This window comes from Opitutaceae bacterium, from assembly GCA_041395105.1.
Taxonomy (GTDB): Bacteria; Verrucomicrobiota; Verrucomicrobiia; order Opitutales; family Opitutaceae; genus B12-G4.
In genome coordinates, this window is record JAWLBB010000001.1 from 418,070 (window position 1) to 443,875 (window position 25,806).

The 25,806-nt window shown below is 60.8% G+C and carries 19 protein-coding genes; 12 read left to right on the forward strand and 7 right to left on the reverse strand.

The features are described 5' to 3' along the window. Position 1 precedes the first annotated feature (1 nt). The 3 genes from R3F07_01755 (at position 2) to R3F07_01765 (ending at position 3,523) form a co-directional block, all read left to right on the forward strand. Positions 2-1,138: a hypothetical protein gene (locus R3F07_01755; protein ID MEZ5275088.1), complete on the forward strand. Its 1,137-nt coding sequence runs from the start codon at positions 2-4 to the stop codon at positions 1,136-1,138. Further along, positions 1,135-2,475, forward strand: coding sequence for a hypothetical protein (locus R3F07_01760; GenBank protein MEZ5275089.1), 1,341 nt, complete (start codon positions 1,135-1,137; stop codon positions 2,473-2,475). The genes R3F07_01755 and R3F07_01760 overlap by 4 nt, the downstream gene beginning before the upstream one ends. Positions 2,476-2,611: 136 nt before the next feature. Then, positions 2,612-3,523 carry an NAD(P)-dependent oxidoreductase gene (locus R3F07_01765; GenBank protein MEZ5275090.1) on the forward strand — a complete coding sequence of 304 codons (912 nt, stop codon included), beginning with the start codon at positions 2,612-2,614 and terminating at the stop codon, positions 3,521-3,523. 76 nt (positions 3,524-3,599) lie between these two features. On the opposite strand, the gene R3F07_01770 is transcribed toward R3F07_01765, so the two are convergent. The 4 genes from R3F07_01770 to R3F07_01785 form a co-directional block, all read right to left on the reverse strand. Then, on the reverse strand, positions 3,600-4,370 hold the full coding sequence (locus R3F07_01770; protein MEZ5275091.1) for an SDR family oxidoreductase: 771 nt from the start codon (positions 4,368-4,370) through the stop codon (positions 3,600-3,602). Positions 4,371-4,411: 41 nt separating this feature from the next. Continuing rightward, positions 4,412-6,418 carry a transketolase gene (gene tkt / locus R3F07_01775; protein ID MEZ5275092.1) on the reverse strand — a complete coding sequence of 669 codons (2,007 nt, stop codon included), beginning with the start codon at positions 6,416-6,418 and terminating at the stop codon, positions 4,412-4,414. A gap of 121 nt (positions 6,419-6,539) precedes the next feature. After that, entirely contained in the window at positions 6,540-7,904 is a 1,365-nt protein-coding gene (locus R3F07_01780; GenBank protein MEZ5275093.1) for a hypothetical protein, read from the reverse strand. A 158-nt stretch (positions 7,905-8,062) separates the two neighbouring features. Further along, positions 8,063-9,763, reverse strand: coding sequence for a hypothetical protein (locus R3F07_01785; GenBank protein ID MEZ5275094.1), 1,701 nt, complete (start codon positions 9,761-9,763; stop codon positions 8,063-8,065). A 53-nt stretch (positions 9,764-9,816) separates the two neighbouring features. Here R3F07_01785 and R3F07_01790 point away from each other — a divergent pair, with 53 nt between their 5' ends. Next, on the forward strand, positions 9,817-11,382 hold the full coding sequence (locus R3F07_01790; GenBank protein MEZ5275095.1) for a metallophosphoesterase: 1,566 nt from the start codon (positions 9,817-9,819) through the stop codon (positions 11,380-11,382). Between the two features lie 27 nt (positions 11,383-11,409). Here R3F07_01790 and R3F07_01795 read toward each other — a convergent pair whose 3' ends face one another. After that, complete coding sequence (locus R3F07_01795; protein ID MEZ5275096.1) at positions 11,410-12,222, reverse strand: FadR/GntR family transcriptional regulator; 813 nt, start codon at positions 12,220-12,222, stop codon at positions 11,410-11,412. A gap of 237 nt (positions 12,223-12,459) precedes the next feature. On the opposite strand from R3F07_01795, the gene R3F07_01800 reads away from it, so the two are divergent. The 5 genes from R3F07_01800 (at position 12,460) to R3F07_01820 (ending at position 18,869) form a co-directional block, all read left to right on the forward strand. Beyond that, the gene (locus R3F07_01800) at positions 12,460-13,794 is read left to right on the forward strand and encodes a divalent metal cation transporter (GenBank protein ID MEZ5275097.1); all 1,335 of its coding nucleotides are present in this window, start codon (positions 12,460-12,462) and stop codon (positions 13,792-13,794) included. A gap of 196 nt (positions 13,795-13,990) precedes the next feature. Next, positions 13,991-17,362, forward strand: a complete 3,372-nt coding sequence (locus R3F07_01805) for a TonB-dependent receptor (protein ID MEZ5275098.1) — start codon at positions 13,991-13,993, stop codon at positions 17,360-17,362. Positions 17,363-17,569: 207 nt separating this feature from the next. Next, entirely contained in the window at positions 17,570-18,268 is a 699-nt protein-coding gene (locus R3F07_01810) for a thioredoxin domain-containing protein (GenBank protein MEZ5275099.1), read from the forward strand. Then, positions 18,265-18,444, forward strand: coding sequence for a hypothetical protein (locus R3F07_01815; protein MEZ5275100.1), 180 nt, complete (start codon positions 18,265-18,267; stop codon positions 18,442-18,444). The genes R3F07_01810 and R3F07_01815 overlap by 4 nt, the downstream gene beginning before the upstream one ends. After that, entirely contained in the window at positions 18,441-18,869 is a 429-nt protein-coding gene (locus tag R3F07_01820; GenBank protein MEZ5275101.1) for a MauE/DoxX family redox-associated membrane protein, read from the forward strand. The genes R3F07_01815 and R3F07_01820 overlap by 4 nt, the downstream gene beginning before the upstream one ends. A gap of 55 nt (positions 18,870-18,924) precedes the next feature. On the opposite strand, the gene R3F07_01825 is transcribed toward R3F07_01820, so the two are convergent. Next, on the reverse strand, positions 18,925-20,724 hold the full coding sequence (locus R3F07_01825) for a VCBS repeat-containing protein (GenBank protein MEZ5275102.1): 1,800 nt from the start codon (positions 20,722-20,724) through the stop codon (positions 18,925-18,927). Between the two features lie 2 nt (positions 20,725-20,726). Then, a complete protein-coding gene (locus R3F07_01830; GenBank protein ID MEZ5275103.1) occupies positions 20,727-21,785 on the reverse strand; it encodes a VCBS repeat-containing protein in 1,059 nt (352 codons plus the stop codon). Positions 21,786-21,987: 202 nt separating this feature from the next. On the opposite strand from R3F07_01830, the gene R3F07_01835 reads away from it, so the two are divergent. The 3 genes from R3F07_01835 to R3F07_01845 all read left to right on the forward strand — a co-directional run bounded on the left by R3F07_01835 (position 21,988) and on the right by R3F07_01845 (position 25,767). Continuing rightward, positions 21,988-22,893 (forward strand): dihydrodipicolinate synthase family protein, encoded by a 906-nt coding sequence (locus R3F07_01835; GenBank protein ID MEZ5275104.1) that lies wholly within the window; start codon positions 21,988-21,990, stop codon positions 22,891-22,893. Positions 22,894-22,980: 87 nt separating this feature from the next. Next, positions 22,981-24,495, forward strand: a complete 1,515-nt coding sequence (locus R3F07_01840) for an alkaline phosphatase D family protein (GenBank protein ID MEZ5275105.1) — start codon at positions 22,981-22,983, stop codon at positions 24,493-24,495. 27 nt (positions 24,496-24,522) lie between these two features. Next, positions 24,523-25,767: a mandelate racemase/muconate lactonizing enzyme family protein gene (locus tag R3F07_01845; GenBank protein MEZ5275106.1), complete on the forward strand. Its 1,245-nt coding sequence runs from the start codon at positions 24,523-24,525 to the stop codon at positions 25,765-25,767. Positions 25,768-25,806 lie beyond the last annotated feature (39 nt).

Genomic DNA, 25,806 nt, shown 5'->3' on the forward strand with positions numbered 1-25,806 from the left:
GATGAAGACACTCTCTGCCGCCTGCTCCCGCCGGACTTCCGATCACCGCAAACCGGTCGCTTCAATGCTCTGGAACTGGCGGGTACTCGGGCTGACCTGTCTGCTTGGCTGGTTTCCAACGGTGTCGGGCGCCGCCTCGCCGGGGGTGGATGAACATACCTTGGCGCTCTGGCTGTTCGACGAACCCACCTACCCGAATGTCATTCTGACCGACGCCGGTCCCCACGGTTACGATTTGCGTCTCCAGTCGGCCTATGGTGAATGGGCTGTCCGTGCTGAGGGCAAGGGTGAGCCTCCAGCGAGACCGCTCCATGTGGACGGCCGATACGGACTGCTTCCCGGGAAATTCGGCCGCGCCCTCTACGTTCCGGATCCCTCGATCGCCCGGGTCATCTGGCCGGACAATCGTCAGCGCTACAGCTCGGCTTCCATGCTCGGGGAAGTCGACCAGGTGCCCGAACGCCTCAACCTGGGCTATTTCGACTGGACGATTGAGTTCTGGTTCAAGGCGGAAGGTGCCCAGCCGATCGAGGCCACCGTCTTTGAGGTCCGCAACGAGCAGGACTACCCGCGCGGTCTGCCCATGCAGAACGCCCTGCGCCTCGAACCGGGCCGATCGAGCTTCCGTCTGGTCAGCGAAACCACGATGTCGACCGCGGCGGCGAACGGGGAACCGGCCAATACCTTCCGCTTCGAATTGACGGTCCCGACCGATGCCGACCTCCTGAACGACGGCTCCTGGCATCATCTTGCGTTTTGCTTCAGCGCCCCCGATCGTCAGTTGCGGCACTTCCTCGACGGCAGCCTACAGCCATTGCCCGGAAAAGGCGGCTTCCTGCCGATGATCGGGGTCCTGAAAGAGTTGACCATCGGGACCTACCAGCAGGGATGGCTCGATGAGTACCGGATTTCGGATACGGCCCGTTATGCCGGCGGGTTCGAGCCCCCGGAAGTTTCTCGAGCCGTTTCGGGGCAGTCGCGCGTCCGGTCAACCAACCCGACGGCCCGCCGCTTCTCTTCGGGTCGAACAAAGACCTGGACGTCCCGGTCGATCTCGGTTCCCGCAAGCACCTGTTCATCGATGGAGCCCTGGTCGAATCCTCGACCAACCTTGCGTTTCGTCCACAGCCACCGGTGACGATGGAGGAGACCGATTTTCGCAACACCAGACCCTGGGAGCCCAACCCGCGTTTTGGCTCAACCATTCCCGACATCAGCACCATCTGGGATGAGGGTGACGAGTTGCGCATGATCTACACCAATGGAGGCATGTGGGGCGGGAAACCCCATGTGGTCTGCCTGGCGACATCCGCGGACGGTCTGCACTGGGAAAAGCCCGACCTGTTCCTTCATGACTGGAACGGTGAACTCCCCACCAATATCGTCATCCCGAATGCCGGTCAGGGGGCCTTGATCAAGGATCCCAACCCTCTGGCTCCGTCCAGTGAACGATACAAAATGCTCCAATGGACCTATTACCGGGGATACTATCTCTACACCTCGCCGGACGGGGTTCGTTTTCAACGCAACGAAACGGTCGGCCTCCCGTTCGACACCGACGGCAGCACGACGTTCTTCTGGGACGATCAACGCGGATTTTACCATGCCTTTTTCCGCGCGATTTCCGAAGATGCGAGGATCAAGCGCCGAACCGGTCATGTGGTGATCCCCGACCTGTTTGAGCCGTGGCCCTTCACCCCGGTGGAGTGGCCCTGGATCGATGACCTGGTGCTGGCGCGCCCGGCCCGCGGTGAAATCCCGGTCATTGAAACCGGTGGCCAGGTATACCGATTCAAGGCTCACAAGTATGCCTGGGCACCGGACGTGTATCTGGCCTTCCCCTGGCGCTATGTCGGCGAGACGAATATCCGGCCGGGCAGCTTCCTCATGGTCAGCCGGGACGGGACGGACTGGACCCGCTACGAGGAACCCTATTATTTCCCGGGAGGCTGGGAACTGGACGGCCGGGAGGTGCTCGAGGCCTTGACCGAACACGGCCTGATTCGACGGGGCGACGAAATCTGGCAGTACGGGACGGTGCGTTTCACCGAGCATGGGGGTGCTCTGTATGGTGGGGTCGAATACGACGGGGGGATTCACGACCGCCTGCTTCGCCTGGCTCAGCGCCTCGATGGCTTTGTCGCGGTCCAGCCGATGGACCCGGCGGCCGGGCCTGGCCGGTTGGTGACCCGTCCTTTCACCTTCAGCGGAGAACGCCTCGAGCTGAACCTGGACGCCTCGGGCGGATCGGTCCGGGTCGGGCTGGAGGAATCCGACGGAACGCCGATTCCCGGATTCGGGTTGGACGAATGCCTGCCCCTGGAGGGCGACGGGACCGCCGAAACGGTGAGCTGGCGATCCGGCGCGGCCCTGGGAAACCTGGCCGGTCGTCCGGTCCGGTTGAAGATCGAGATCCGGAACGCCCGCCTCTTTGCCTTTCAGTTCCGCGAAGGAATCCCGGCTCAATCAGACTGAATGAGGTCTCCTTTAATGCGGGTTGATCGAGGCACCGGCTGCCGACGGACCCCGGCTGTGGCCGGTCGTCCGGAACCGTTTTGATGGAGTGAGTGTTTGCCACTTCCAGAAAGGCCGTTGATAAAGAGGGTGAATCATGCAGGTAACGGTCATCGGTCTTGGCTCAATCGGTATGGGAATCGCGACTTCGCTGCTCCGCGACGAACATGACGTTGTCGGTGTCGATATCGTCTCGGCGCGGCGCGGGGAGATTGAGCGGATGGGGGGGCGCTTTGAGGCGGGAATCCGACAGGCCTGCCGGAAGGCGGAGGTTGTTATTTCGGTTGTGGTCGACGCGCTGCAGACCGAATCGGTGATCTTTGGCGAGGATGGGGCCGCGCAGGGCATGCCACCGGATTCGGTGCTTTTGTCTTGCGCCACGTTGCCTCCGGAAAAGACCCGTGACTTTGCCCGGCGCCTGGAGGTGACCGGGCGCCACTATCTGGATGCGCCGACCAGCGGCGGACCGGCCAAGGCGCAGTCGGGCGAAATGACGATCATGGCCTCGGGCTCTGCGACGGCTTTTGAGAAGGCGGGCCCCGTCCTGGAATCGATGGCATCGAAGGTCTACCGATTGAGCGATGAACCCGGTGTCGGCTCGGCCATGAAGCTGATCAACCAGCATCTGGCCGGCGTCCATATCGCGGTCGCCTGTGAAGCGATGGCCCTGGCGATTCGATTGGGACTGGATCCCAGGCAGGTCTACGAGGTCATATCGAATGCGGCGGGTTCGTCATGGATGTTCGAAAACAGGGTTCCGCATATACTGGAGGGCGACTATTCTCCGAAGAGCGCGACGTCCATCTTCACGAAGGATCTCGGAATCGTCATGGATACCGCCCGTGCGAACCATTTTCCCGTCCCCATGGCGGGCACGGGTCTGCAGATGTTCGAGATGGCCGCCGCCGCGGGCATGCAGGGGGATGATGATACCTCGATCATCCGGGTATTCGCGAAGCTGACCGGGATTTCCCTGCCCGAAGCCGGTAAGCCGGACGACGGGGGATGATCGCGGAGGTTGTCTCCTGGTGTGGTGTCAGAGAAATACTGAGTCCCAAAGCCGGAGCGATTTCTCTGACACGACACTAGACGCAGGCTGTCATACCGCCGTCGACATAGAGCATGTGCCCGTTGACGTAGCTGGAAGCGTCGGAAGCGAGGAAGATGGCGGCCCCTTTCAGTTCGTCGGGGTCGCCCCAGCGGTTGGCGGGCGTCCTCGCGCAGAGCCAGGCATTGAATTTCTCATCTTCGACCAGGGGACGGGTGAGTTCGGTCGAGAAGTATCCGGGACCGATGCCATTGACCTGGATATTGTATTTGCCGTATTCGGTGGCCATTCCCTTGGTCAGCATCTTCACCCCGCCCTTGGTGGCGGTGTAGGGGACAATGGTCGGCCGCCCCAGTTCGCTCTGGACTGAACCGATATTGATGATCTTGCCCGATCGTCGGGCCATCATGCCGCGCACTACGTGCTTGGAAACATAGTACATGGAGCTGAGGTTGATCCTCAGGATACGTTCCCAGTCGGCATCGTCAAATTCGTGCATGGGGGCCCTGAGCTGTATCCCGGCGTTGTTGATGAGCACGTCGATCGGGCCGATGCCGGCTTCGATCCCGGCAATGCTCCGTGCGCAGGCTTCGGGGTCGCCGATGTCGAAGGCCCGTCCGTGAGCGGCGAAGCCATCCGCCTTCATCTGCTGCACCGCCGCCTCGAGAGTCGAAGCGTTGGTTCCGTTGAGCACGACAGTGGCGCCGGCCTCGGCCATGGCCCGGGCAAAAACGTTGCCCAGCCCCCGGCTGGAACCGGTGACGAGTGCGATTCTGTCATTCAGGGAGAAGAGTCCGCTGCGGTTCATGGTTCGATCTGATATCTTCCAAGGGTGAGTCCGCACATGGGTCAGGTCCGGTTGAGTGCCTGTTTGATCCGGGCGTAGATCTTCTCGTCCGTAAAGCCGTAGTGATCGGCCAGGACCCCGGGAGGCGCCGATGCGCCGAAGGTGTCCACGGAAACAGTCAGACCATCCGGGCCCACGTACTTCTGCCAGCCGAGCGAAGCTCCGGCCTCGATACTGACCCGCAGGCGAAAGCTCCCCTGCATCACTTCTTTGCGGTAAGCCGGGTCCTGGCGCTCGAAGAGTTCCCAGCTGGGCATCGAAACGACGCGGACCTTGATCTTGTCGGTCTCGAGTTTCTTCGCGGCTCCAACCGCCTGGTGGATCTCTGAACCGGTGGCCAGAATGAGGATTTCGGCATCTGGTCCCGCTTCACCATAAAGCACATAGGCGCCACGGGAGACGCCGGTCCGGGCGTGCCTTGCGGTGCAGGCGCTGACGGTGCTCTTCACCGGCTGGCGGGTGAAGCAAAGGGCGACAGGGCCGTCGGTTATCCGGAGGGCTGCGGCCCAGGCCATCTTGACCTCGTTCTCATCGCCGGGGCGAATCAAGGTCAGGTTCGGCATCAGGCGCAGGGACATCAGGTGTTCAACCGGCTGGTGGGTGGGCCCGTCTTCCGCCAGGAAAATGGAATCGTGGGAATAGACGAAGATGACGGGCTGCTTCATCAGGGCGGCCAGGCGCATGGCGTTCCGCATATAGTCGGAGAAGGTGAGGAAGGTGCCCACCGCGGGTCTCAGGAAACCGTGCAGGGTCATGCCGTAGGCGGCGGCTGCCATGCCGAACTCGCGCACCCCGAATTTGATCTGCTGGGGTCGCCACTTCCCTTTGGCCGCGATGTCCGAACCCAGTAACCAGGTGAAATCGCAACTGGACACGTCGGCTGATCCGCTGATGACCCATGGCAGAAGGGAACAGACCTTGTTGATGGCATACTCGTTGGCCTTTCGAGTGGGAAGGTCCTTTGGGATGTCGAGTCCCCACATCTGCGCCTCCCAGTCTTCCGGAAGTCTCTTTTCTCGATGAATCCGCCACAGGGCCGCTTTGTCCGGATCGGCGGCGACGGAGGCCGCGAACCGGGCATTCCATTCCTCTTCCAGTGCTGCCCAGAGCGGCAGACAGGCCTCGCAGGTCGCCCGAACATCCTCGGGGACGGTGAAAGGCGGTTCGGTCCAGCCGATGGCCTTCTTGATTCCCTCAATCTCGTCCAGGCCGAGCGGGCCGCCATGGGCTTTGAGGGTTCCCTGTTTGGCGGGGGCGAAGCGACCAATGACGGTGTGGACGATGATGAAGACCGGTTTTGCGGTCTCTGCCCGGGCGGTGGCGCAGGCCTCCTCGATCTGATTCCAATCGTATCCGTCTATGTCCAGCACCCGAAAGCCATAAGCTTCGTAGCGTTTGGCCGTGTCCTCGAGGATCACTTCGTCGATCGGTCCGTCCAGGCAGACCCTGTTGGCGTCGTAAAGCACCACGAGGTTGTCGAGACCGAGGGTCCCGGCCAGGCTGCTTGCTTCGGAACTGATGCCTTCCATGATGCACCCGTCGCCGGCGAGGACCCATACCTTGGAGTCGAACAGGCCGGTGCCAAAGCGATCCGCCATCATCTTCTGGGCGATCGCCATGCCGACCCCGCAGGCGACGCCTTGCCCAAGCGGGCCGGTGGTGGTTTCCACTCCCGGAGTCTCTCCGACTTCCGGGTGTCCAGGCGTCCTGGAGTGCAATTGCCGAAACGCCCTGATGTCGTCCATGGACAGGTCGTAACCGCAGAGGTGCAGTAGGGAGTAAAGGAGCATGGACCCATGCCCGGCCGATAGCACGAAGCGGTCCCGGCCCGGCCAATCCGGGTTCGCGGGATTGTGCCGCAGAACCTTCAGAAAGAGAAAGGCGCCAAGCTCGGCTGCCCCCAGCGGCAGGCCCGGGTGGCCGGACTGGGCCTTTTCGATCGCGTCTGCACTCAAAGCCCTGATGGTATGGGCCACTCTCTGGAGTTCTGCTTTTTCCGTGTCAGTCATCGGCTCTGCCCGTATCCGGGTCTTGGGTGCGTCTGCGGTTGGCCCGTCCGGTCCGGACAAGGCGGAAGATGGTTTTCTGAGATCGTCAACGTCTCGGGATTTGCGGGGTGGGGAGGTGGTCTCATCTCAGGTCGAAGCCATAGAGGCATGTGTCGGTGAGTTCGTACTCAAGGCGAACGGCCTTTCCGGTCAGCGAGGAGAGGGGTTCCTTCCAGTTGGCGGGAATCGCGATCGAATCCCCCGAGAGTTCGGTCCAGCCGAATCCGGGCAGAGGTTCGAAATCCCGGTCAAGCAACCGGACCCGGAGCCCGCCGACCACCCGGGCGTTGACCGTCAGTGAGGATCCGTTGAGGAGCAGCGGCCTGGTCACGAGGCGGCCCGGGTTGAGATCGGCCTCACGGGCGACGTAGCGGTCGCGAGGCATGATGGCCAGTCCGATCTGTCGTTCATCGAAGCGGGCCACCTTGTGTCCCCGTGCGTAGCCGCCGTAGTAGACGAAGGTTTCGTCGCCGACCACGATCTGCTCGTCGCCCCAGGCCATGGCGTGATCCCATCGACCCGGCACGGGATCATTCGGGATGAAGGGCTGATCGTCGCGCTGCCAGCGGACGCCGTCGCGGGTCCATGCCAGCACGGTGTAGCCCAGGCCGGCGGCCTTGCGGTCCATCTCGCCCATCTCGGCGGCCGTCATTCCCGGGGTTGCGTTCAGGTCGTCGCGCAGCACCTTGACCAGACCGATCAAGAGGTCGCCCCGGGTGATGACACCTGACATCGAGTAGAACTGGGTTTCCCCGCGCTCGATCGGCGCCCCTATCTTCGGAGTGATGATCGGCCACATCGGCTCCCAGTTGAGGAGATCCGGGCTGACGCTCTGGTGCGGGATGCGCAGTCGGGATTCCCCTCCGGGCGGTCGGACAAGGACCGAGCCGATGGCCAGAAACCGCCGTCGGATCGGATCCCAGTGCAGGGAGTTGATATCGTGGTTGTGTTTCCAGACTGAATCGGTGGTCAGCATCCGCCATTCGAGACCGTCGGGTGAAAGGGCGATCTTCATGCCGTCGTTTTCATAGAACGCGAAGAGGTAACGTTCATCTGCCGGCAGGAAGTCACGCCCCCGGTCAAGGACGCTGACTCCGAAGCGAATCCGATGAGGATCGGCCAGGACGCGGTGCGGACGGATCCAGTTGATCCCGTCCGGTGAGTCCATGGTGGCGAGGTGTGACTGGTTGCTGTTTTCCGGGGTTCCATACCAGATGCGGAAGCGCCCGGTTTCCGGATCGCGCAGAACGCTCATGTAGGGCTGGAAATTGTCATCACCGCCTGCACCGCCGGTGATCACGGGCTCGGGCAGCTTCGCCGGGTGATTGACCGTGCGGGTCAGGAATGACTGGTCGGCGATGAGATGGTCGTCGATGAAGAGATGCGGACCGGGTCCGGCGGTGATCGGGGTGTCCATGGTTGCGGCGGCGCAAGGGTTCAGGATCATCGGGAGGACGCAAAGGACCCCAAAGGCGGCGACCGACGGGAGGGACAGAAATCGCGATGAAGGAAACGGCGACATGATGAGGTTTGGCCGGTTGGCGGTCGCAGGTCGGGCCGGGGCGATCAGGTTTCGGGCTGTTCGGGGTTTTGAATGTGTATGGTCTACTGGAACTGAAGGCCGAAGATCTTGCCGCGATCGATTCGGAACTTGATGACGAGGGTCTCGCCCGGGGCGGTCTTGACGTCGGTTTCCCCATGCCAGGAGAGCGTCTGCCAGAAAGCATCGCCCTGGATCGGGTCACTGTCGCTGAAGGCGCGTCCCGGAATGGGACGATCATCCGCGGTGCTGAGTTCGACCCGGACGCCACCGGCCCTTTCGGTCAGGGCATTGATCTGGATGGTTCGGCCTGGAGGCAGAATGCCGACCGTGGCGAACTCGCCGATTTCCTCGGCTTCGACCGCCACGATGCGTCCCTTGGGCCAGATGGCATAGCCGGCGTAGAGCTCCATGGTGCCCCGTGGGTACTTGTGCGGCAGGTTGTAGCCCTTGTAGGGCAGGGCGAAATCCCCGTTGGGAAGTTCGATCAGACTCGGGAAGGAGAAGATACAACCGCCATCCCATTCCCCGAATGGGGCGGTATCCAGAACGGCCCCTCCGGGAAGACGGTTCCAGATCCTTCCATCGTGACTGGACCAGAGCCCGATGGAAGTGGAATCGTCGCGGGTGTCCCAGACGGTGGGAAACATGAGATGAATATCCGGAGCTCCGGGCATCGTGGTGTGGATGCTGGTGTAGAACGATTCGGACGGCAGAGTCTCGCCGGGGACCGGCACGATCACCGGCTCAGAAACCTCGAACTCTCCGAAGACCCCACTTTCCATCCTCCCGATGACCCGGCGACCGGAACCGTGGAATTCCCCGGCCCAGGTCATCTTGCGACGGTCACCGGTCCATTTCGGGGAGCGGGCACCCACCATCCAGGTGCGGGTGTAGATCACATACTTTCCGAGGTCCGGATCGTAGTATCCGGTTTCCATTCCGTCGGAATGTTCGAAGGTGAAGGGCTCGGGCAGGGTCGTCCAGTGCAGTCCATCGGGAGAAACGGATCCGCGGATACAGTAGTAGGCCTCGGTTTCGTCCCAGTCGCCGCGCAGGATGCGTGTCTCCCAGCGATCCGGGTGCTTCTCCACGAACGCCTTGAATTCGTCAAAGTGCTTCTTTGTGCCTCCCACCGCCTTGTAGCGCTCCTCCGGCGGTCCGGCCGGATCAATGAAGACGGTGCCGTTGGGACCGCCTTGCAGCAGGTTGTTCTCGAGACTGCCGTTGAACTCGCGCTGGCGCAGGATGGGCCGTTCCCAGTTGATGCCGTCCACCGACTCGAAATAGCAGTCCCCGCCCGGCACGCTCTTGCCCCAGGCCCGGTAGAGATCGCCGTCCCTGATGACCGTCTTGAAGATTACGTAGTGTTCTTCCCAGGGTTTTTCGCGCTGGATGATCGGCCCCATGCGGGTGGCCGGTTGGGCGACAATGCTGATCCCGTAGGGTGAAGACGGACGGCTGATCTGGGCATCCCGCGGGCCGTAGGTCGGATTCTCGGACCTTTCCTCCGCGGTGTAGACACTCTCTCCATCGGAATTGAGCCAGTCGAGGACACCGGGACGGATATGGAAATAATCGGTGAAGTAGAGTCGAGTGCCGGCGAGTTCGTAAGGCTCGCCCCAGAATGTCTTGTCGGCGGTGGATTCTTCCAGAAAGGTCCGGGTCGCCTCGTCGGCGAAGAGATGCCCGATGCCCGGGCCCAGGCCCAGGAAGACCAGCACGGGCAGGGACGGAAGCCGGAGGACAGGGATGTATCTTGACATGGTTGAACGGGGTTCGCTATCCAGACATAAACCCTGCTCATATGATGAGTACAATGACAAGTTCATTTTTTACACCGCGGGCTCAGTCCTTTTCCCGGCACCCCGGATCCGGACCGGCCGGGCGGAGCGGGAAGTGGGGCGGAAGGGGCCTGGCGATTCTCACCTTGGTCGCCACTCTGGTGCCCGGAAACCTGGTCGGCGCAAACCGGGCGGACCTTGTGATTCTGCACACGAACGATGTGCACGACCATGTCCGCCCGGGTTATAATGGATCGGGAGGCCTGCCCTATGTCTCGGGTTACGTGCATGCGGTGCGCGAAGAAGAGACCAACGTGCTCGTGCTCGACGCGGGAGATGTGACGGAAAAGGGGGATCAGGTTGCGCACGTGGTTGGGGGAGAATTGACTTACCGGGCCATGCGCCGCGTCGGTTATGACGCGGTGACCATCGGGAACCATGACAATGACGCAGGCCTGGATGTCTTGCGCCGTTATGAAGAGGCCCTCGGGCAGTCGCTTCTGTGCCTGAACCGGGTCGACGGGACCGGCGAAAGCCTCTTCCCCGGTTCGCGGGTCTTGAAGATCGGTGAGGTCCGGGTGGGTATCATCGGATTGATGGTACCGCAGGACTCCGGCACGCTTGACCAAGCCGCTTCCGGGCGCGCGTTGGCCGCTGAGAGTGAGCGTTTGCGGGGGACGGTGGATCTGTTGATCGCGCTCTGCCATGAATCGGCCGAAGAATGTCGTCAATGGTCCCTGGAAGCACCGGAGATCGATTTGTTTGTGACGGGGCACTCGCATCATCCGCTGGAAGCGCCGGTGCAGGTTTCCGAGACCGGAGCCTGGATGGTGCAGGCCGGCTTCTATGCGAGCGCCGTCGGCCGGGTGGACCTGGAGGTGGATCTGGACAAAGGAGGCATCGCCGCCATCGATGGCCGCCTGGTCGAGATGCGGCACGAAGCGATACCTGTCGACCGCGCAATGATGGACTGGGTCGCGGAAGAAGAGAAGACCCATTGCCCGGAAGCGAGTGAGTTCCTCTTCGACAACAGCGAGCTGCTGTCGGGTGAAGCGCTTGCCTGGCTCGGAGCCGAAGCGCTGAGGCGGGCGGCCGGCACGGAGATCGCCTTTTGCCACGAGGGCCAGGTTATTCGGGATCGCCTGCCATTGGGACCCGTTGACGTGAACGCCGTATTCCTGACCGGGGGGTTCCGGGCTGATGAGAATCTACTCTTCCGGTTGACCGGTCGGGAGGTCGAATCCTACATCAAGGCACTGGCCGCCGAAGGTCGGGAACCCACGCGTTGGTCGGGATTCACCGCCCGGACGGTGAAAGGAGTGTTCGGGGATCTGTCGGTGGTCTCGGATCTGGAGCCCGATCGGGCCTATTCGGTGATCATGCCCGAGATTGAGTGGCGCACCCGGTTCATGCGAATGGTGCGGCGTCATCGCGAGCGGGGTGTGGCCGGCCCATTGGCAGATGTCGCGGTTGATCCGCTGGAAAGTCAGGTGACCTTCACCGATGCCATGACGGTTTTTCTGGCCCGGATAGCGGGCAACGGCTGGTCCCTTCAGGGCGTAGCCGACGAAATCAGGAATGGGATTGGGCCTGGAGGGTGAGGCGCCCCGGGAGTCCGGAGCCCTGACTCACCGGCCGGCAACGGCGGGCGACTTTCTGCGGCCCTTGATCGAGGGCGAAATCCTGGCTGCCGGTGGTGATTGTCCGGAAGGGGTATCGCCGACCGGAACTCCCGTCGTTTCGTCTGAGGTTGTAACGATGCCCTTCAGACAGGGCTGCAGATGTTCACGGGCTTTCTGGGCGGCCAGCAGGGGATCGCGCGATTTGATCGCCTCGAGGAGAGCCTGATTCCTCTTGTGGGCGCTGGCCCGGTCCTTCTCCGAGTTGGCATAGGCCATGATGAAGGACCGGATATGGGGTCCGAGCGCCTCATGCATGAGCAGAAGGAAGCTGTTGTTCGCCAGAATGGCCACCTCGTGATGGAAGGTGTAGTCGTGATTCGCGAAGTCTTCGGGGTGCTTGATCGCCTTCTTTCCGGACCGGATGATCGCCTCGAGCCTGTCGAAGTCCTTCTCGGTCGCGTTCTTGCTGGCCAGGGCAGAAATCTCGGATTCGAGGAGACCCCGGGCTTCGACCAGTTCGCGCAGCCGCTCGGAATTCTGATGCGGGAAAAAGGCAATGAGGACATCGCGCAGTGCCGTCTTGCTCACCTTTTCCACCACCCGGCTTCCCTTGCCATGGCGAATCCGGATCAGGCCGAGGGCCTGGAGACGGGCCAGTGCCTCCCGCAAAGGCAGCCGGCTCACGCCGAGGCTGTCCTGCAATTCACGCTCGCTGGGCAGTTTCTGGCCCGGTTCCAGTTCACCGCTGACGATCATGGCCTTGAGATGGCCTTCGATGGCATCGACGATACTGACGGATTTGATTGATTCGTTTGTCACAGTGCAGGGAAGGCGTCTTCGGGTGATCTTGAGCGGGATCGGATATGGAAAATCATCTGACCAGTCGACTCAATAGAGAAGGTGGGTTTTGGGACATTACGATGACTCGGCCGATCCGCAAGGCCCGGTGCGTGATGGTGGGGAATCGGTCCACTCATAATATGAGTTGACAAAGATGATGAAGGGTCAAGCATCGAGTTGAAATCCGGCCAGACCCGACTTTGGCAGTCATTTCCGATGTCCCCACCCCCCCCAGTCTCATCGACGGTTCCGCCTCTTGACGGGTCGCCCCCTCCCGCTGAAATCCCGAGAAGCTTCTGGCAGTATGTCCGGTCTTTCGGCCCCGGTTTCATCGCCGTTCTGACCTGGTTGGGGGCCGGAGACATTGTCTCGGCGGGTGTGGCCGGCGGCAACTACGGTTATGCCCTTGCCTGGGCCATGGTGCTGGCCCTCGCGGTCCGCTACGCCTTCGTCTCGATGATCGCCCGCTTCCAGTTATGCAATCCGCGCGGGGAGGGGGTCCTGGATGGACTGGTGCGTTTCCATCGCTATTACGGTCCTTTTCTCTTCGTTGCCGTCCTTTTCTGGGGCCACCTGAGCACTTCCTATATGCTGGCGGGAGTGGGTGAAATCTCCGCGAAGATCTTCGGATTTGGCGGCAATTACCTGTGGCAGATCTTCTGGGTGGCAATCGTTGTATCGATCATCTTCCGCCCGGCCTACCACCGGGCTGAGCTCCTGTTCAAGTTTCTGCTGGCCCTGCTCGCAGCGTCGTTTCTCGGCTGTGCCATCTGGGTCGGTCTCGAACCGGTTTCGTTGCTCAAGGGCGTCTTTGCCTTTGATGTGCCGGCCGACACCGGGCCGTTCGGCGCCTTGGTGGTTGCCTTGGGCATGATTGGAGCGGTCGGGGGATCCCTGGTGAACCTGGTCTATCCTTACTTCCTCGAACAGAAGGGGTGGAAAGGGCCCGAGTATCGACGGGTTCAGCGATATGACTTCCTCCTGGCCATCATCGTCCTGGTGGTCTTCAACCTGGCCGTCTGGACTCTGGGCGCCGAACTCGTCTTCAAGACGGGCGGCAGTATCTCATCGATTGATGACATGGCCGTTCTGCTCGGGGGAGTGCTGGGTGAGCCCGGTCGCATCCTGTTTCTGCTGGGCGTGTTCGCCGCGGTCTTCACTTCCATCCTCGGGGCAGGTCTGGGCCTAGCCTACCTGGGCAGCCATGCCTGGTATCGCTGGCGCTCCGGGCACCTCGATCCTCTCAACATCGATTTCCGAAACTCGAAGGTCTACCGCTATATCGTCCTCTGGATCATCGTATCGCCGTTGATCTGGGGTGGAAAGGCGGAGTTCATTTCGTTGACGCTCATCGCGAATACCTTCACAGTGGTTCTGATTCCGGCGATTTCCGGCGGACTCTGGTGGATCACGGCCCGGGCGGATTTCATCGGGGCGGAAAACAGGAATCGCTGGTGGGAAAACGCGATCATGGCCTCGGTCTTTCTCCTCGCCTTGTATGGCATGGTCGGGGCGGCCCGTTCCATCATCACTCAAATCGGCAACCTTTGATTCGAGACGACGACGCAACCCTACTTGCCCTGGCGTTCTCCATGGAAAAACGATCAACCGGTGAATTCGCCCATTCCATCTCCGGCCTCAACTCCGGCGGTCGGCCCTTTCGGAAGATGCCCCCCTTCATCCATCGTCCGCATATCCAACAACCCTGGGGCGTGAAGCCCTGAAAAACCTGAACGACACCAGTACTATGAATACTCGAAGCATACGGCACATGTTTGTGCTCGGTCTTCTGGCTCTGAGCACGAGTCTCAGCTCCCGCGCCGGAGACATCATCGGCTACGTCAAAGACGCGAACACGGGCAGAAACCTGCCCGGTGTGAATGTCAAGATACCCGGCACCAACCGGAATACGACAACCGACCGCGAAGGCCGTTTCCGGTTCGGCGACCTGGATGCGGGCAACTATGCGGTCCAGGCCGAATTCATGGGTTACGACCAGGTTTCGAAGACCATTGCCGTTCCCGGCATCGGCACGGTCAACCTGGACATCACGGTTGGAGAGGAAGTGGTCGAGCTCGAGGCCGTCGAGGTCGAGGGTTACCGCGAAGGCCGGTCTCTTGCTCTACAGCAGAAACGGACCGCCGAGAACATCCGGGACATCCTTTCTTCCGACTCGGTCGGTCAGATGCCTGACCGCAACGTAGCCGACGCCCTCGTGCGTTTGCCCGGTGTCGCCGTTCAGATGGACAACGGTGAGGGCCGCTTTGTCTCGATTCGGGGTATTGCTCCGGACCTCAACAACGTCACCGTGAACGGGGCGACCGTCGCCAATCCCGGCGTCGACGGCCGGGCCGGACGCGCCATGCCCCTGGATGTCATCGGATCGGCTCAGATTTCCCAGCTCGAGGTGATCAAGACCAACACGCCTGACATGGACGCACAGGGCCTGGGGGGAACGGTCGAAATCAAGACAGTGAGCGCCTTCGACCGGGAAAAGGGATGGTTCACCGGGTCACTGGAAGGTGCCTACAACGAGCAGCCCGATCGTTACGGCTACAGCGGACAGGTCCAATGGGCGGACCGGATCGGAGCCGACAAGAAGTGGGGCATTGCCATCGGGGCGTCCTACGAATTCCGACCCTTCAAGAACGACTCCATCATGCTTCGCTGGGACAGGGACGACTTCCTCACCGACTACAACAACGACGGTGTCTTCGAGGGTGAAGCCGAGGACTACCCCTATGCGGTCGACCTTTCGATCGATCCCGAGGAGGGAGAACGCACACGGGTTGGACTCAATACGCGGATCGAATTCCGTCCAGACGAGAACACGGAGTTTTACCTCAACGGCATTTGGAATCAGTTTTCGGAAAAGGTGGACAAGCTCGAGGTCGTCCTTGGCGGCGACAGGCTCGATTACGATGAGGATCAGGACTACCTGACCGACGGTGGCTCCCGGGATGACCGGCTGGAACCTTTCCTGACTTCCCCCACCACGCTATGGTTCCCCTCCACGGATGCCATTGACCAGCGCATCGGCCTCGAAGATCGGGAACAGACCCTGATCAATCTGACCCTGGGCGGCAGGAAGAGATGGAACAGCTTCACCCTGTCCGGCGAACTCACCTACAGCAATGCCAAGGAGAATCTGAAGCAGGAAGGACAGATCCAATTCCGCGGCCGCTCCGGAAATGACGCCAGCATGGTCATGCGCGACGGAGATGCGGTGATCAACGATTTCAATGGAACGGCGCTTCCATTCTTCCTCGATCCCGAAGGAGACGGCCTGCGCTATGACGAAGACAACCAGCGCCTCGCCGAAATCGACGGACCGACGGGCGGTGACCCCGTCCCGGTTCTCTTCGACATGTCCGGCGAACTGCCCAATCTGACCCTTCCGCGTCAGGTGGCCGTCGATGGCTCGCGCTGGGCTCACCGTCGGAACCGCATCGACTCCTCGCTGGTTGAGGAGAATACCTATATCCCGAGAGTCGACCTGCAGTGGGATACCGACAGTTTCCTGGGAACCGAAAACTCCGGTTTTCTCAAGGGAGGCATCAAGTATTTCAGCCGGAACCGGACAATTGATGATAATTCCTTCCGTCCCAATTTCTGCGATGAGTCGGTGGATCTGCAGGAATGCCTCGATCGAGGGGACATCCTCTTCCGGAGAGGCAACCCCATCCGGCCATCAGCCGCGGCGTTCCCGGGCCTGGTTGTGCCCGGTCAGGAGGTTCTGGGGCAGTACAACTCGGTTTCTCAGCTCTCGTTTGAGCCCGCCTGGGACAGTTCGATGGGCGGCTTCGACCCAAGGAACAACAACACCCTTTACCCCTGGGCCTTTGATTCGGTGGAGAGTTCCGAAAACAACATTGAGGATGATTACGATCTCGATGAAAAGATCACGGCCCTCTACCTGATGTTCTCCACTGATCTCGGAGAAAAGTTCACCCTGATTGGTGGTGTCCGCTACGAAAAGACGGACGTGGATATCGCGGCCAATACCTGGATCCGTTTCGATGACTTCGGCGAAGATATCGAGCCCCCGTGTGCCAATTATGATCCCAATGCGGACTCGAATTTCTGTCTGGAGTCTTCGGAATCGAACTTTGATTACACGGACTTCTTCCCGAGTATTCAGGGGATCTACCGGTTCAACAATAACCTGCAGCTCCGCGCCGCCTTCACCACGACAACCGGTCGTCCAAACTTCGAGGACGCCGCGCCCATCACCCGCATGGAAACCGAACTCGCGGAAGCCCGGCAGTATGACGATGAAGGTGCGCTTGTGGAGGTGGGTGAGATCGAGGCTCGGGCCCGCATACGCAACCCTGAACTCCAGCCCTATTACTCGAAGAATTTCGACGTATCCATCGAGTATTTCACCGATTGGGGCGGCGCTTTTTCCGTGGCTGCGTTCTACAAGGACATCGCGGATCCAATCTTCTCGTTTTCCACGGATGATCGCTACGACACCGAGTTGGACATCAGCAATCCGGATTTTGCCAACAACTTCACGGTGGCGGATGCCGTCGCGGTGGTCGAGGACTCCTGCAACTGCGATGTGAGCAGCAGTTTTCTGCCCCAGGACGACGCGGTGGCGCGCCTGAGGATGGAAGGCTGGGACAATGCGGAGGGCGGCAAGGTCTCCGGCATCGAGCTCTCGGCCGGAATGCCGCTCTTCTTCCTGCCGGACTTCCTCGACGGATTGGGGGTCGACGCCAACGTGTCCTTCATCGACTCGGAAATCGATATCCTGGAACGACAGGATGATGAGGAGAAGACACCGTTCTTCCAGCAGCCCTCGACCATTGCGAATGTGGCCCTCTGGTACCAGAGGAGCGGATGGCAGGCCCGTATCGCGTGGCGCTACCAGGACGAGAGCTTCAACGAAGTCAGCGATCCCAATGACAACTTCGGCGACCTCTACAAGGCGCCCCGCAGCCAGTTCGACGCGCAGGCCAGCTACCGTTTCAACGAGAACTGGACCGCTTACGTCAATGTGAAGAACCTCACCAACGAGAGAGATGTCCGTTGGTTTGGCAATACCTCCAGCCGAATAAACAAGGTTGAGGAATTCGGCCGGACCTGGCGCCTGGGCGTGCGCTGGAACTACTAGCCTGACGACCGGGTCTCACTGTTTGCCCAATGGCCCTTCCCGTTTGTTCGGGAAGGGCCTTTTTTCGCCGCGAAAGATGCAGGCGCCCGGACACGAACAGACGTTGGGATCAAGGTGCGGAGCCTCTCCCGCCTTTTGTCTGCGTTTCGGGTACCTCGCCCCCGACCTTGACCCTCGACTCTATCGATTTATGGGTAGGTCCTGACCATGGCTACGCTTCGTTTCATCCGGAAGGCCGCCGTTATCGGCTTCACTTTGCTCTTGTCGATCGGGTTCTCCGAATCAACTCCTTCCGACACGCAGTCGGCCATCGAGACCCTTGATTCCAACACGATCGAAGATTTCGACTTCGGCATTCCAACCGTCCACAGTCTTGGCAGCGCTGATGCCCCCCTGGTCCTGATCGAGTTCTCTGATTACCATTGTGCGCATTGTTCCCTGTTTCACGAAATGGTTTTTCCCAATGTCCTGAGCCAGTACATCGACACCGGAAAGGTCTTTTACGTGGCCCTGCACTTTCCCAGCAAGAAATACCCCATCGCGTCAACGGCGGCCGAAGCGGCCTATTGCGCCGGCGAGCAGGGACGGTTTTGGGAGATGCGTGAGCTCCTCTTTGCGAACAGTCTCTTCCTGAGTGAGGACGAGATCACCGAAATCGCGAGGGGTCTCGCCATCCACATGGGGGACTATGAGGATTGCATGCGCTCCGGTGCCTATCGAGAGCTTGTGGCAGCGGAGAAACGCTGCGGCCAGAACTCGGGCGTGACCGTCACCCCCAGTTTCATCCTCGCTCAGAAGCAGGGGCAACATGCGGACAACGGGCGGGTGATCAAAGGACTGCTCAAATGGTCCAAATTCGAAGCGGAGATCCTGGAAATGCTGAAAATCGCGGACGAGAATCCTTGAACCGCACGGACATGACGTCGTTGCCCAAAGGCACCTCTCCCGGTTTCCTCGCTCGAAGAAGCGTCCAGCTCGCCATCATCCTCGCGGTTGGAGTCGCGCTTGGCCTGATCTTCAACGCCCTGAACCCCGACGGGATTCCCCTGGTCAAGCAAAGGCCCGTCCTGCACCAGCCATGAACTGCAAGGTCGTGTTCCTACTACGGTGTCTGCTCGGAGGAATTTTCATCTGGGCCGGTCTGGTCAAGGTGGGAGGGCCGATGGACTTCCTGGTTTCAATCTATGGCTATGACCTGGGCCTGCCGGAAACACCGGTCCGAATTACCGTGGTCGTTCTGCCCTGGATTGAGATCCTTTCGGGAATCGCCATTGTTACGGGGATCTGGCAGCAGGCAGGCCTGATCCTGTCGGCGCTGATGCTGGCCGCTTTCCTGGCCTTCACCGGCCAGGCCTGGCTGAGAGGACTCGATATATCCTGTGGCTGCTTCGGGAGTTTGCTCGAGGAAGAATCCATTCTGGGAAGTGTGCAGTTCGCCTTTCTCAGGAATCTCGTGCTCATGGCCATCACCGTGACCCTTCTGGTCCGGGGACGCGGCCAGCGCTGAAGGGAGGCCCTCTCTTCCGATCCCGGTGCCCGGGTTGCCTGGAGCCGACCGGTTCCTATTCGAAGTGGAGCGTGACCCTTGAAAGAACAGGCGATGGTCCGGCATTCGGGCTCAGGAGCCTCGCCCGGTACTGAATCCAACCGCCTTCCAGTGGATTGTCGATCGGACCGGGTTCGGTCCACCAGGTATAGGCTCCGTCAGGACCCATCCACGGAGAGGTCGCCAGTCCCGCTTCGGAGGTTGCGGTTCGTATCTGAAACTGCACGCCTGTGCCGAAAGGCGACTCCGCCTCCCAGTCGATCGAGGATGGCTTTTCCCGATCGGGCAGGTGATGACCTGAAGAGATATAGTCTTCATAAAACCCGCGGTCGTAGCTGTTGCCCGGATCGCGCAGGTTGAGTCCTGAGGGACCGCGACTGGGAATGTCGAAGCGGCGATCATCCGAATAGCCATTCGGTCCACCCCAGAATAGCATCGAATCCGTGCTGTGCCGGTGTGGTTCGGCCACGAGGGTGGAACCGGACCGACGGTGGTTGGCGAAGAAGAGATCGAGCCATCCATCGCGGTCAAAATCCAGGGCAACCGAACCGGAGGATCCATAGCTGAGCAGCTCGGTTCGTGGTCGGGTGGAGAAGCCGTCCTGATTTCCCCAGTAGATCAACGAGGGTCGATTGCCGGAGACCTCGCCCCCATAGGCCATCAGGACGAGGTCGAGCCACCCGTCGCGATCGAGGTCTGCGATCGTGTTCTGGTAGGCCACATAGGAGGCTACCGTCGCCCGGCGGTCGTTGCTGAAGCCTTCAGCCCCGCCATAATAGATGAAGGAGGAGGTCTCCGTGCCGTCGGCCGGACCGCGTTGCGGGAGGAGAAGATCGAGCCAGCCATCGCGGTTGAGATCGGCCGCCTGGATGTACATGAGTTGATCGGGGCGACCGAGTTCGAAGGTCCGGTGCCGGCCGGTGTCGAACCCCTCCGCTGAACCGTACCAGATGGAGAAAGTGCCGTTCTCCTCCTGCGCGGCAACGTCGAGCCAACCATCCTTGTCGAGGTCGGCCAGCAACGGTCCCCGAGTCTTTTCCTTCCGGGAGGGGATGATGGATCGGTTTTCGCGGCGAAAGCCATCAGCGGATCCCCAATGGATCGGTATCCCATTGGTCTCGGGGTATTCAGGGTCAAAGGTGGTTCCGCCGGTCAGCATGTCGAGGAAGCCATCCTTGTTGATATCAGCGATGCGAACACCACCATAGGATGATTCCGAGGTGATCTCACTGGTCCGTTGAAAACCACGGTCACTGCCCCAGTGCACGGTGATGCCGCTCTGCTCGTGCGCGACGCCCTGGATGAAATTTTCGCGGGTGAGGATGAGGTCGACATATCCGTCGTCATCGAGATCCGCCTGGCCGATGCCGAATATCTGGTGGGTGGGAAAAGAGACCGCCGGCCTGGCGGCGAAGGAGCGGGTGCCGTCGCCCCAGTAAAGATCGGTCTGGGAAGCCCCGTCGCGAAAACCGCCCTCATCGTTGAAGAAGACGACATCTGGTGCGCCGTCATTGTTCAGGTCGCCGACGGTGTTGGCCACTGAGCCGGCAGTGGGCAGTTGCGAGTGATTGCCGAAGCGGAAGCGGCCCTCCTCATTCCAGTAGATGTAGGAAAAGATGCTGCGCTGATTGGTGACATTGGCGTTGCTGAAAACCAGTTCGGGATAGCCATCCTCGTTCAGGTCGCGAGCGCTGACCCAGCTGGCCCCCAGGGTCGGCAGTCTGAGGACGTCGTTGTGGCTGAGGCGGCCGAGTGTCGAGTAGAAGACGAGGGAATCCGTCCAGGTGGCACCGCCCTCGCTCTGGTAGTTGGCCACAATCAGATCGTCGTTCCGTCCCGGTCCACATCCGCGGCACAGAGCCTGCGGGGCATTTGCACAGCGAGTTCAAGGGAATCGTCCCTGGAAAACCGACCATCGCGGGCATACAGGATGGTCACTGTCTCCGGCCTGCCGATCGCGAGATCCCGAGCGCCGTCGGCATCGAAATCACCGAGGGCGAGGACATCGCCGGCCATCTCGAGATGTGCCTTTGCCACGCCCGTGGCAAAGGCGCCGTCAACCGATCTCAGCAGATGGATTCTTTCCGAGGTCTGGACGATCAGGTCGTCCTTTTCGTCGCCATCGAGATCGGCGGTGAGAACGAAGCGGGCAGGTTCGCCATCGAGCGGCAGTGTCAGACGATGGGCCGGATCGAAGCCCTCGGGGGAATTCCAATAGATCAGGCTGACTTTTCCCTTGGAGTCTCCCTTCGGATCCATCCATTCGCAGGCGATGGCAAGATCCGCCCAGCCGTCACCGTTGAAGTCGCCGGAAGTGATCATCCGGCCGGAAAAGGCGGGGAGGGCGGTTCGCTGGTGGGCTGAAAAACCGGTTGGCGTGCCCCAATAGATCCAGGAACTGACTTCCTTGACGTGGCTGTCGGCAGCGTTGGACACGATCAGGTCGTTCAGTCCATCCTTGTTCAAGTCGGCCACCAGGCCCGAACTGGACCCGCCTCCCGGCAGTTCGATGCGGGTGCGGGCGTCGACTTCACCGTGCCGATTGATATAGAGATAGGTGTTTTCCTTTTCTGTCTGGGAGTGACCGGATGGCACAACCAGATCGACGAAGCCATCCTGGTTCAAATCCCAGCGGCTGATCATCTGGATCCGGCCCCGGGCGGAGACATACAGGTTGCTGCCGCCGTCGAGAAACGTGCCATCACTGAAGCCTTCAAAAGTTTCCTCGGTCCAGGTGGAGGCCGCCCGGATCTCCGGTGTCAGGTTGAGCAGGCAGAGGGAGAGCGCAAAGAGTCCTGCTTCGAAGGGTCGACGGCAGAAGGGACGATTGGACGGACGGTAGGTCCTATGGTCGTTTTCGGGGCAGGAATTTTTCATGGGGCGGGATGGACCGGAAAGAGAAGGGGCGGCCTGTCGGCGGGCACTGGGGATGCGCGTGATGGGTGCCCATTTAGCACTCGACAGGGTTTACTGAGAATGTACTGATATGATGAGTTGAGTCGCAATGGCAAACCCGTTTTCCAATTCCCGGCCGTCATCCGATGCCTCTCCAATCCAGGCAGCCAGGCCTCGGGGAATCGTGACTGCGTTGATCACTCCGATGACGGCAGACCACGGTCTGGACAGACCTGCCCTTGAAGGTCTGCTCGAACGACAGATTCAATCCGGTGTCCACGGTATCTTCGTGCTGGGATCGGTGGGCGAAGGTCCCCTTCTGACGGAAACCATGTCGGCCGAGGTGGCCCGCTGCACAACCGAGGTGATTGGCGGGCGTTGCCCGGTCCTCGGGGGCGCCATCGACAATTCGGTGGAGCGGTGCCTGCGACGGTTGGATGCCCTGGCTGAAGCGGGAGTGGATATCGGGGTGCTGACCCTGCCCTGCTACGGCTGGCCTCACCGGGTGGCGGAGAGTGTCTCGTTCTTCAGCGACGTGGCGAAGCGCTCACCATTGCCCATCATGGCTTACGACCTGCCCAAAGTGGTCGGGTGGCGGATGCCCATCGAACTGATCGAAGCTCTCTTCGAGATCAGGAACCTGATCGGACTGAAGTGCACCCACGCAGACGCTCCTGCGATGCTGGAGGCGTGTTCATCGCCCAGGAGACCGGCCGGCTTTGCGTTCCTTCCCGGGAATTCAGCGCTGGTTCTGCCCATGCTCCAGGCGGGGGCCGACGGTCTGGTCTGCACTCCGTCAAACGTTTTTCCGGAGCCCTTTGTGGAGCTCTACCGGGCCTTCGAAGAGCAGCGGCTGGATGCGGCCCAGGCGATCGCGGATCATGTCCTGCCCGGATTGGTGGAACTCTTGGGTATTCTGCCCAATGGAGCGGGCAGCATCAAGGCGGTGCTGGAGGTTCAGGGGCTCGCCTGGAGGTACACCGCCCCTCCGTGGCCGCAGGCTTCCGGGAAGGAGATGGAGGTGGCGAAGAAGATTCTCGAAAAGATCAACCGTTCACTGAAAATCGGCGAGGGATTGCCAGTGGAATGAGACGGGGGGCGCCTCCTGGAGAGTTTCCTGACCCGCGCCCCCGGATCCCAGCTTAAGTTTTCAACCCAGCCTCAGGAAAGCAGACACATGCATGACTTGAACACCAATCCGCGCCGGGCGATTCTTACCGCCCTGCTTTTGAGTCTGTTGCCGTTGACCTTGAAGGCGGCGGCTCCCTACTTTGCCACAGGGGCGCGAGTAGGCGAGGTTTCCCAGGATTCCGCCATCATCTGGAGCCGGCTGACCGCCGAGAAGGACCGGCGGTGGGATGGCGTGGTTCCGATGCCCCTGATGAGCCCCACACGGGTCATTTCTGAATCGCCGGATATCCCGGCCTCCGAATGGGAAGGCGCCGTGCCGGGCATCGCCGGGGAGATCCGGGTGGCGTTTTCGGTGAACCCCGTTTGCGGCGAAGAGGCTCAGCGTACTGATTGGGTGAAGGTCGATGAAGGCACCGACTTTTCCCACAGCTTTCACCTGCGCGGATTGCAGAGTGGAACGCGCTATTATTATGTGATCGAAGGTCGTTTGACCGTGGATGCCCCGGTTTCCCGGAGTGAGGTGGGGACTTTCGGGACAGCGCCCGATCCGGATGAATGGGAGGATGTCTGGTTCTCGGTCATGACCTGCCAGCTCTACTACCAGCGCGACGATCGCAACGGGTTTCGTCTTTACCGCTCATTGGCCCACCTGAGCCCGATCTTTCTCGATTACCCCGACTTCATGGTGCGGACCGGCGACAACGTTTATTACGACAGGGATAATCCGCGGGGCAGCACCGTCGATCTCTGCCGCTTGCATTGGCAGCGGATGTTCTCCCTGCCCCTGTTGCTGGACTTCCTGCGCCAGGTACCAAGTTATTGGCAGAAGGACGACCACGACGCTTTCTTTGATGATTCCTATCCGGGATTGAAGGCCCCGTGGATCGAGCCGTTGACCTATGAGGACGGGGCACGTATCTTTCGGGAACAGACGCCGGTCGGGGACGATCTTTACCGAACCTACCGATGGGGCAGGGGTATCCAGATCTGGCTGACGGAAAACCGTGATTTTCGAACGCCGGACACCATGCCTGACGGGCCGGACAAGACGATCTGGGGACGGGAACAGAAGGAATGGCTGAAGCGGACGCTTCTCGAGAGCGATGCCCCCTTCAAGATCATTGTCAGTCCGACTGCGCTGGTCGGTCCCGACAACCGCGACCAGGCCGACAATCACGCCAACGAAGCCTTCCGACGCGAGGGCGACGAGTTTCGCCAGTGGGCGTACGCCAATGGCCTGACGAAGAATCTGTTCATCCTGGCCGGCGACCGTCACTGGCAGTACGCCTCGACGGATCCCAAGACGGGTCTGCGCGAGTTTGCCTGCGGTCCGGCTTCCGATGAGATGGTTCTCAACGGCCCGGGATACGACTCCAATTATCACTCTTTCTACCGATCGGGCGGCGGCTTCATCACGGTCAGCTTCCGTAAAGGAACCAAGAAGGTATTGGCGAATCCGCAGCGGGTGGTGGTCGAGGATGGCGCCCCGATCCTGACCATCCGGATCCATGATGTGGACGGCAAGGTGGTCCATGAGGTTCGCGAGGTCGCGACTCTCTAGAAGAGGTTCGCCAACCAGAAAAAACACATGATCAGTCGCCGACAGTTCTTACAGGGATCCGGTTTGCTGGCCGCTGGCGCGCTCGCCGGGCCGATCCGCGCAGCCGGTTCCGTCCTGGCCGCTCCATCCGGCAAGGTCGGTTCGATGAAGATCGCCTCTGTCAAGACGGCGGCCATCGACATCAAGTACAAGACGCACCTGGTCAAGGTGACGACCGACTCCGGTCTGTTCGGAATCGGCGAGGCCTATCCCAAGGCCGAAGTCGCCGATGACATCGCGCTGATGGGCCGGAAGATTATCGGCGAGGATCCGCTCAATGTGGAATCGCTCGTCTTCAGTCTGACCCAGCAGTTCTGGTCACGGGGGTCGCGGACCGGTTCGCTCTGCGGCGCCATCGCGGGCATTGAGACTGCCCTTTATGACCTGGCCGGCAAGATTCTGGGCATTCCGGTCTATGTCTTGCTCGGAGGCACCTACCACGACAGGATTCTGCTCTACAACGACGCAGATTCGCCTGACAGCAAGACCTTCGATGCCCAGGCCTGGGCGGCGACCGCCCTCGCCTCAAAGGAGGCGGGATTCCGGGCGGTCAAACACAGCCTGCCGAAGTACGACAGCTCCATCAACGGCACCATCACGCCGGGCACCCTGCGCAAGTGGGTCCGTATTCTTGAGGCGACGGTGGACGCATTGGGAGACGATACCCGGATTGGCGTCGACCTTCACTGGAAGTATCAGTCGGTTGATGTCCTGCGTTTCACGCATATGATCCGCGACTTGAATATCTGGTTTCTCGAGGATCCCATTCAGCCTGAGGATATCGAGGGACACCGTCGGATCAAGGAGAAGAGCGTGGTCCCGATCCTTACCGGGGAAAACCTCTACCACCGCCAGGGGTTCAGGCAGTTGATTGAGACGCAGGCCTGCGACATGGTGCACATAGACGCGCAGAAGTCGGGTGGTCTGTTGGAGATGAAGAAGATCGCAGACTGGGCCGACCTCTATTCCATGCCCATGATCTGTCACAACGGTGCGACTCCGGTCGGAACAATCGCATCGGCCCATGCCTGCAGGGCCATCAAGTCATTCGTGGCTTTGGAGGCGGATACGGCCGAGGGCGACAAGGCTCACTGGCCGGACCTGATCCACCATGAAGGCCCGCTCTTCAGGGACGGCTACCTCGAGGTTTCCGACCGACCCGGTCTCGGGATCGAATTGAATGAGGACGTCTGCCGCGAACACCTGGCGGACGATCGTGGTTTCTTCGAATAGACGTGGGTTCTCCCGGGGCGATCGCCATCCCCGTTCCCG

Bases quoted from the DNA above. Each gene is read 5' to 3' on its own strand.
- tkt (MEZ5275092.1), bottom strand. From the start codon at position 6,418: ATGACTGACACGGAAAAAGCAGAACTCCAGAGAGTGGCCCATACCATC.
- R3F07_01805 (MEZ5275098.1), top strand. From the start codon at position 13,991: ATGAATACTCGAAGCATACGGCACATGTTTGTGCTCGGTCTTCTGGCT.
- R3F07_01800 (MEZ5275097.1), top strand. From the start codon at position 12,460: ATGTCCCCACCCCCCCCAGTCTCATCGACGGTTCCGCCTCTTGACGGG.
- R3F07_01785 (MEZ5275094.1), bottom strand. From the start codon at position 9,763: ATGTCAAGATACATCCCTGTCCTCCGGCTTCCGTCCCTGCCCGTGCTG.
- R3F07_01840 (MEZ5275105.1), top strand. From the start codon at position 22,981: ATGCATGACTTGAACACCAATCCGCGCCGGGCGATTCTTACCGCCCTG.
- R3F07_01790 (MEZ5275095.1), top strand. From the start codon at position 9,817: ATGACAAGTTCATTTTTTACACCGCGGGCTCAGTCCTTTTCCCGGCAC.
- R3F07_01845 (MEZ5275106.1), top strand. From the start codon at position 24,523: ATGATCAGTCGCCGACAGTTCTTACAGGGATCCGGTTTGCTGGCCGCT.
- R3F07_01755 (MEZ5275088.1), top strand. From the start codon at position 2: ATGAAGACACTCTCTGCCGCCTGCTCCCGCCGGACTTCCGATCACCGC.
- R3F07_01770 (MEZ5275091.1), bottom strand. From the start codon at position 4,370: ATGAACCGCAGCGGACTCTTCTCCCTGAATGACAGAATCGCACTCGTC.
- R3F07_01830 (MEZ5275103.1), bottom strand. From the start codon at position 21,785: ATGAAAAATTCCTGCCCCGAAAACGACCATAGGACCTACCGTCCGTCC.
- R3F07_01765 (MEZ5275090.1), top strand. From the start codon at position 2,612: ATGCAGGTAACGGTCATCGGTCTTGGCTCAATCGGTATGGGAATCGCG.
- R3F07_01810 (MEZ5275099.1), top strand. From the start codon at position 17,570: ATGGCTACGCTTCGTTTCATCCGGAAGGCCGCCGTTATCGGCTTCACT.
- R3F07_01780 (MEZ5275093.1), bottom strand. From the start codon at position 7,904: ATGATCCTGAACCCTTGCGCCGCCGCAACCATGGACACCCCGATCACC.
- R3F07_01820 (MEZ5275101.1), top strand. From the start codon at position 18,441: ATGAACTGCAAGGTCGTGTTCCTACTACGGTGTCTGCTCGGAGGAATT.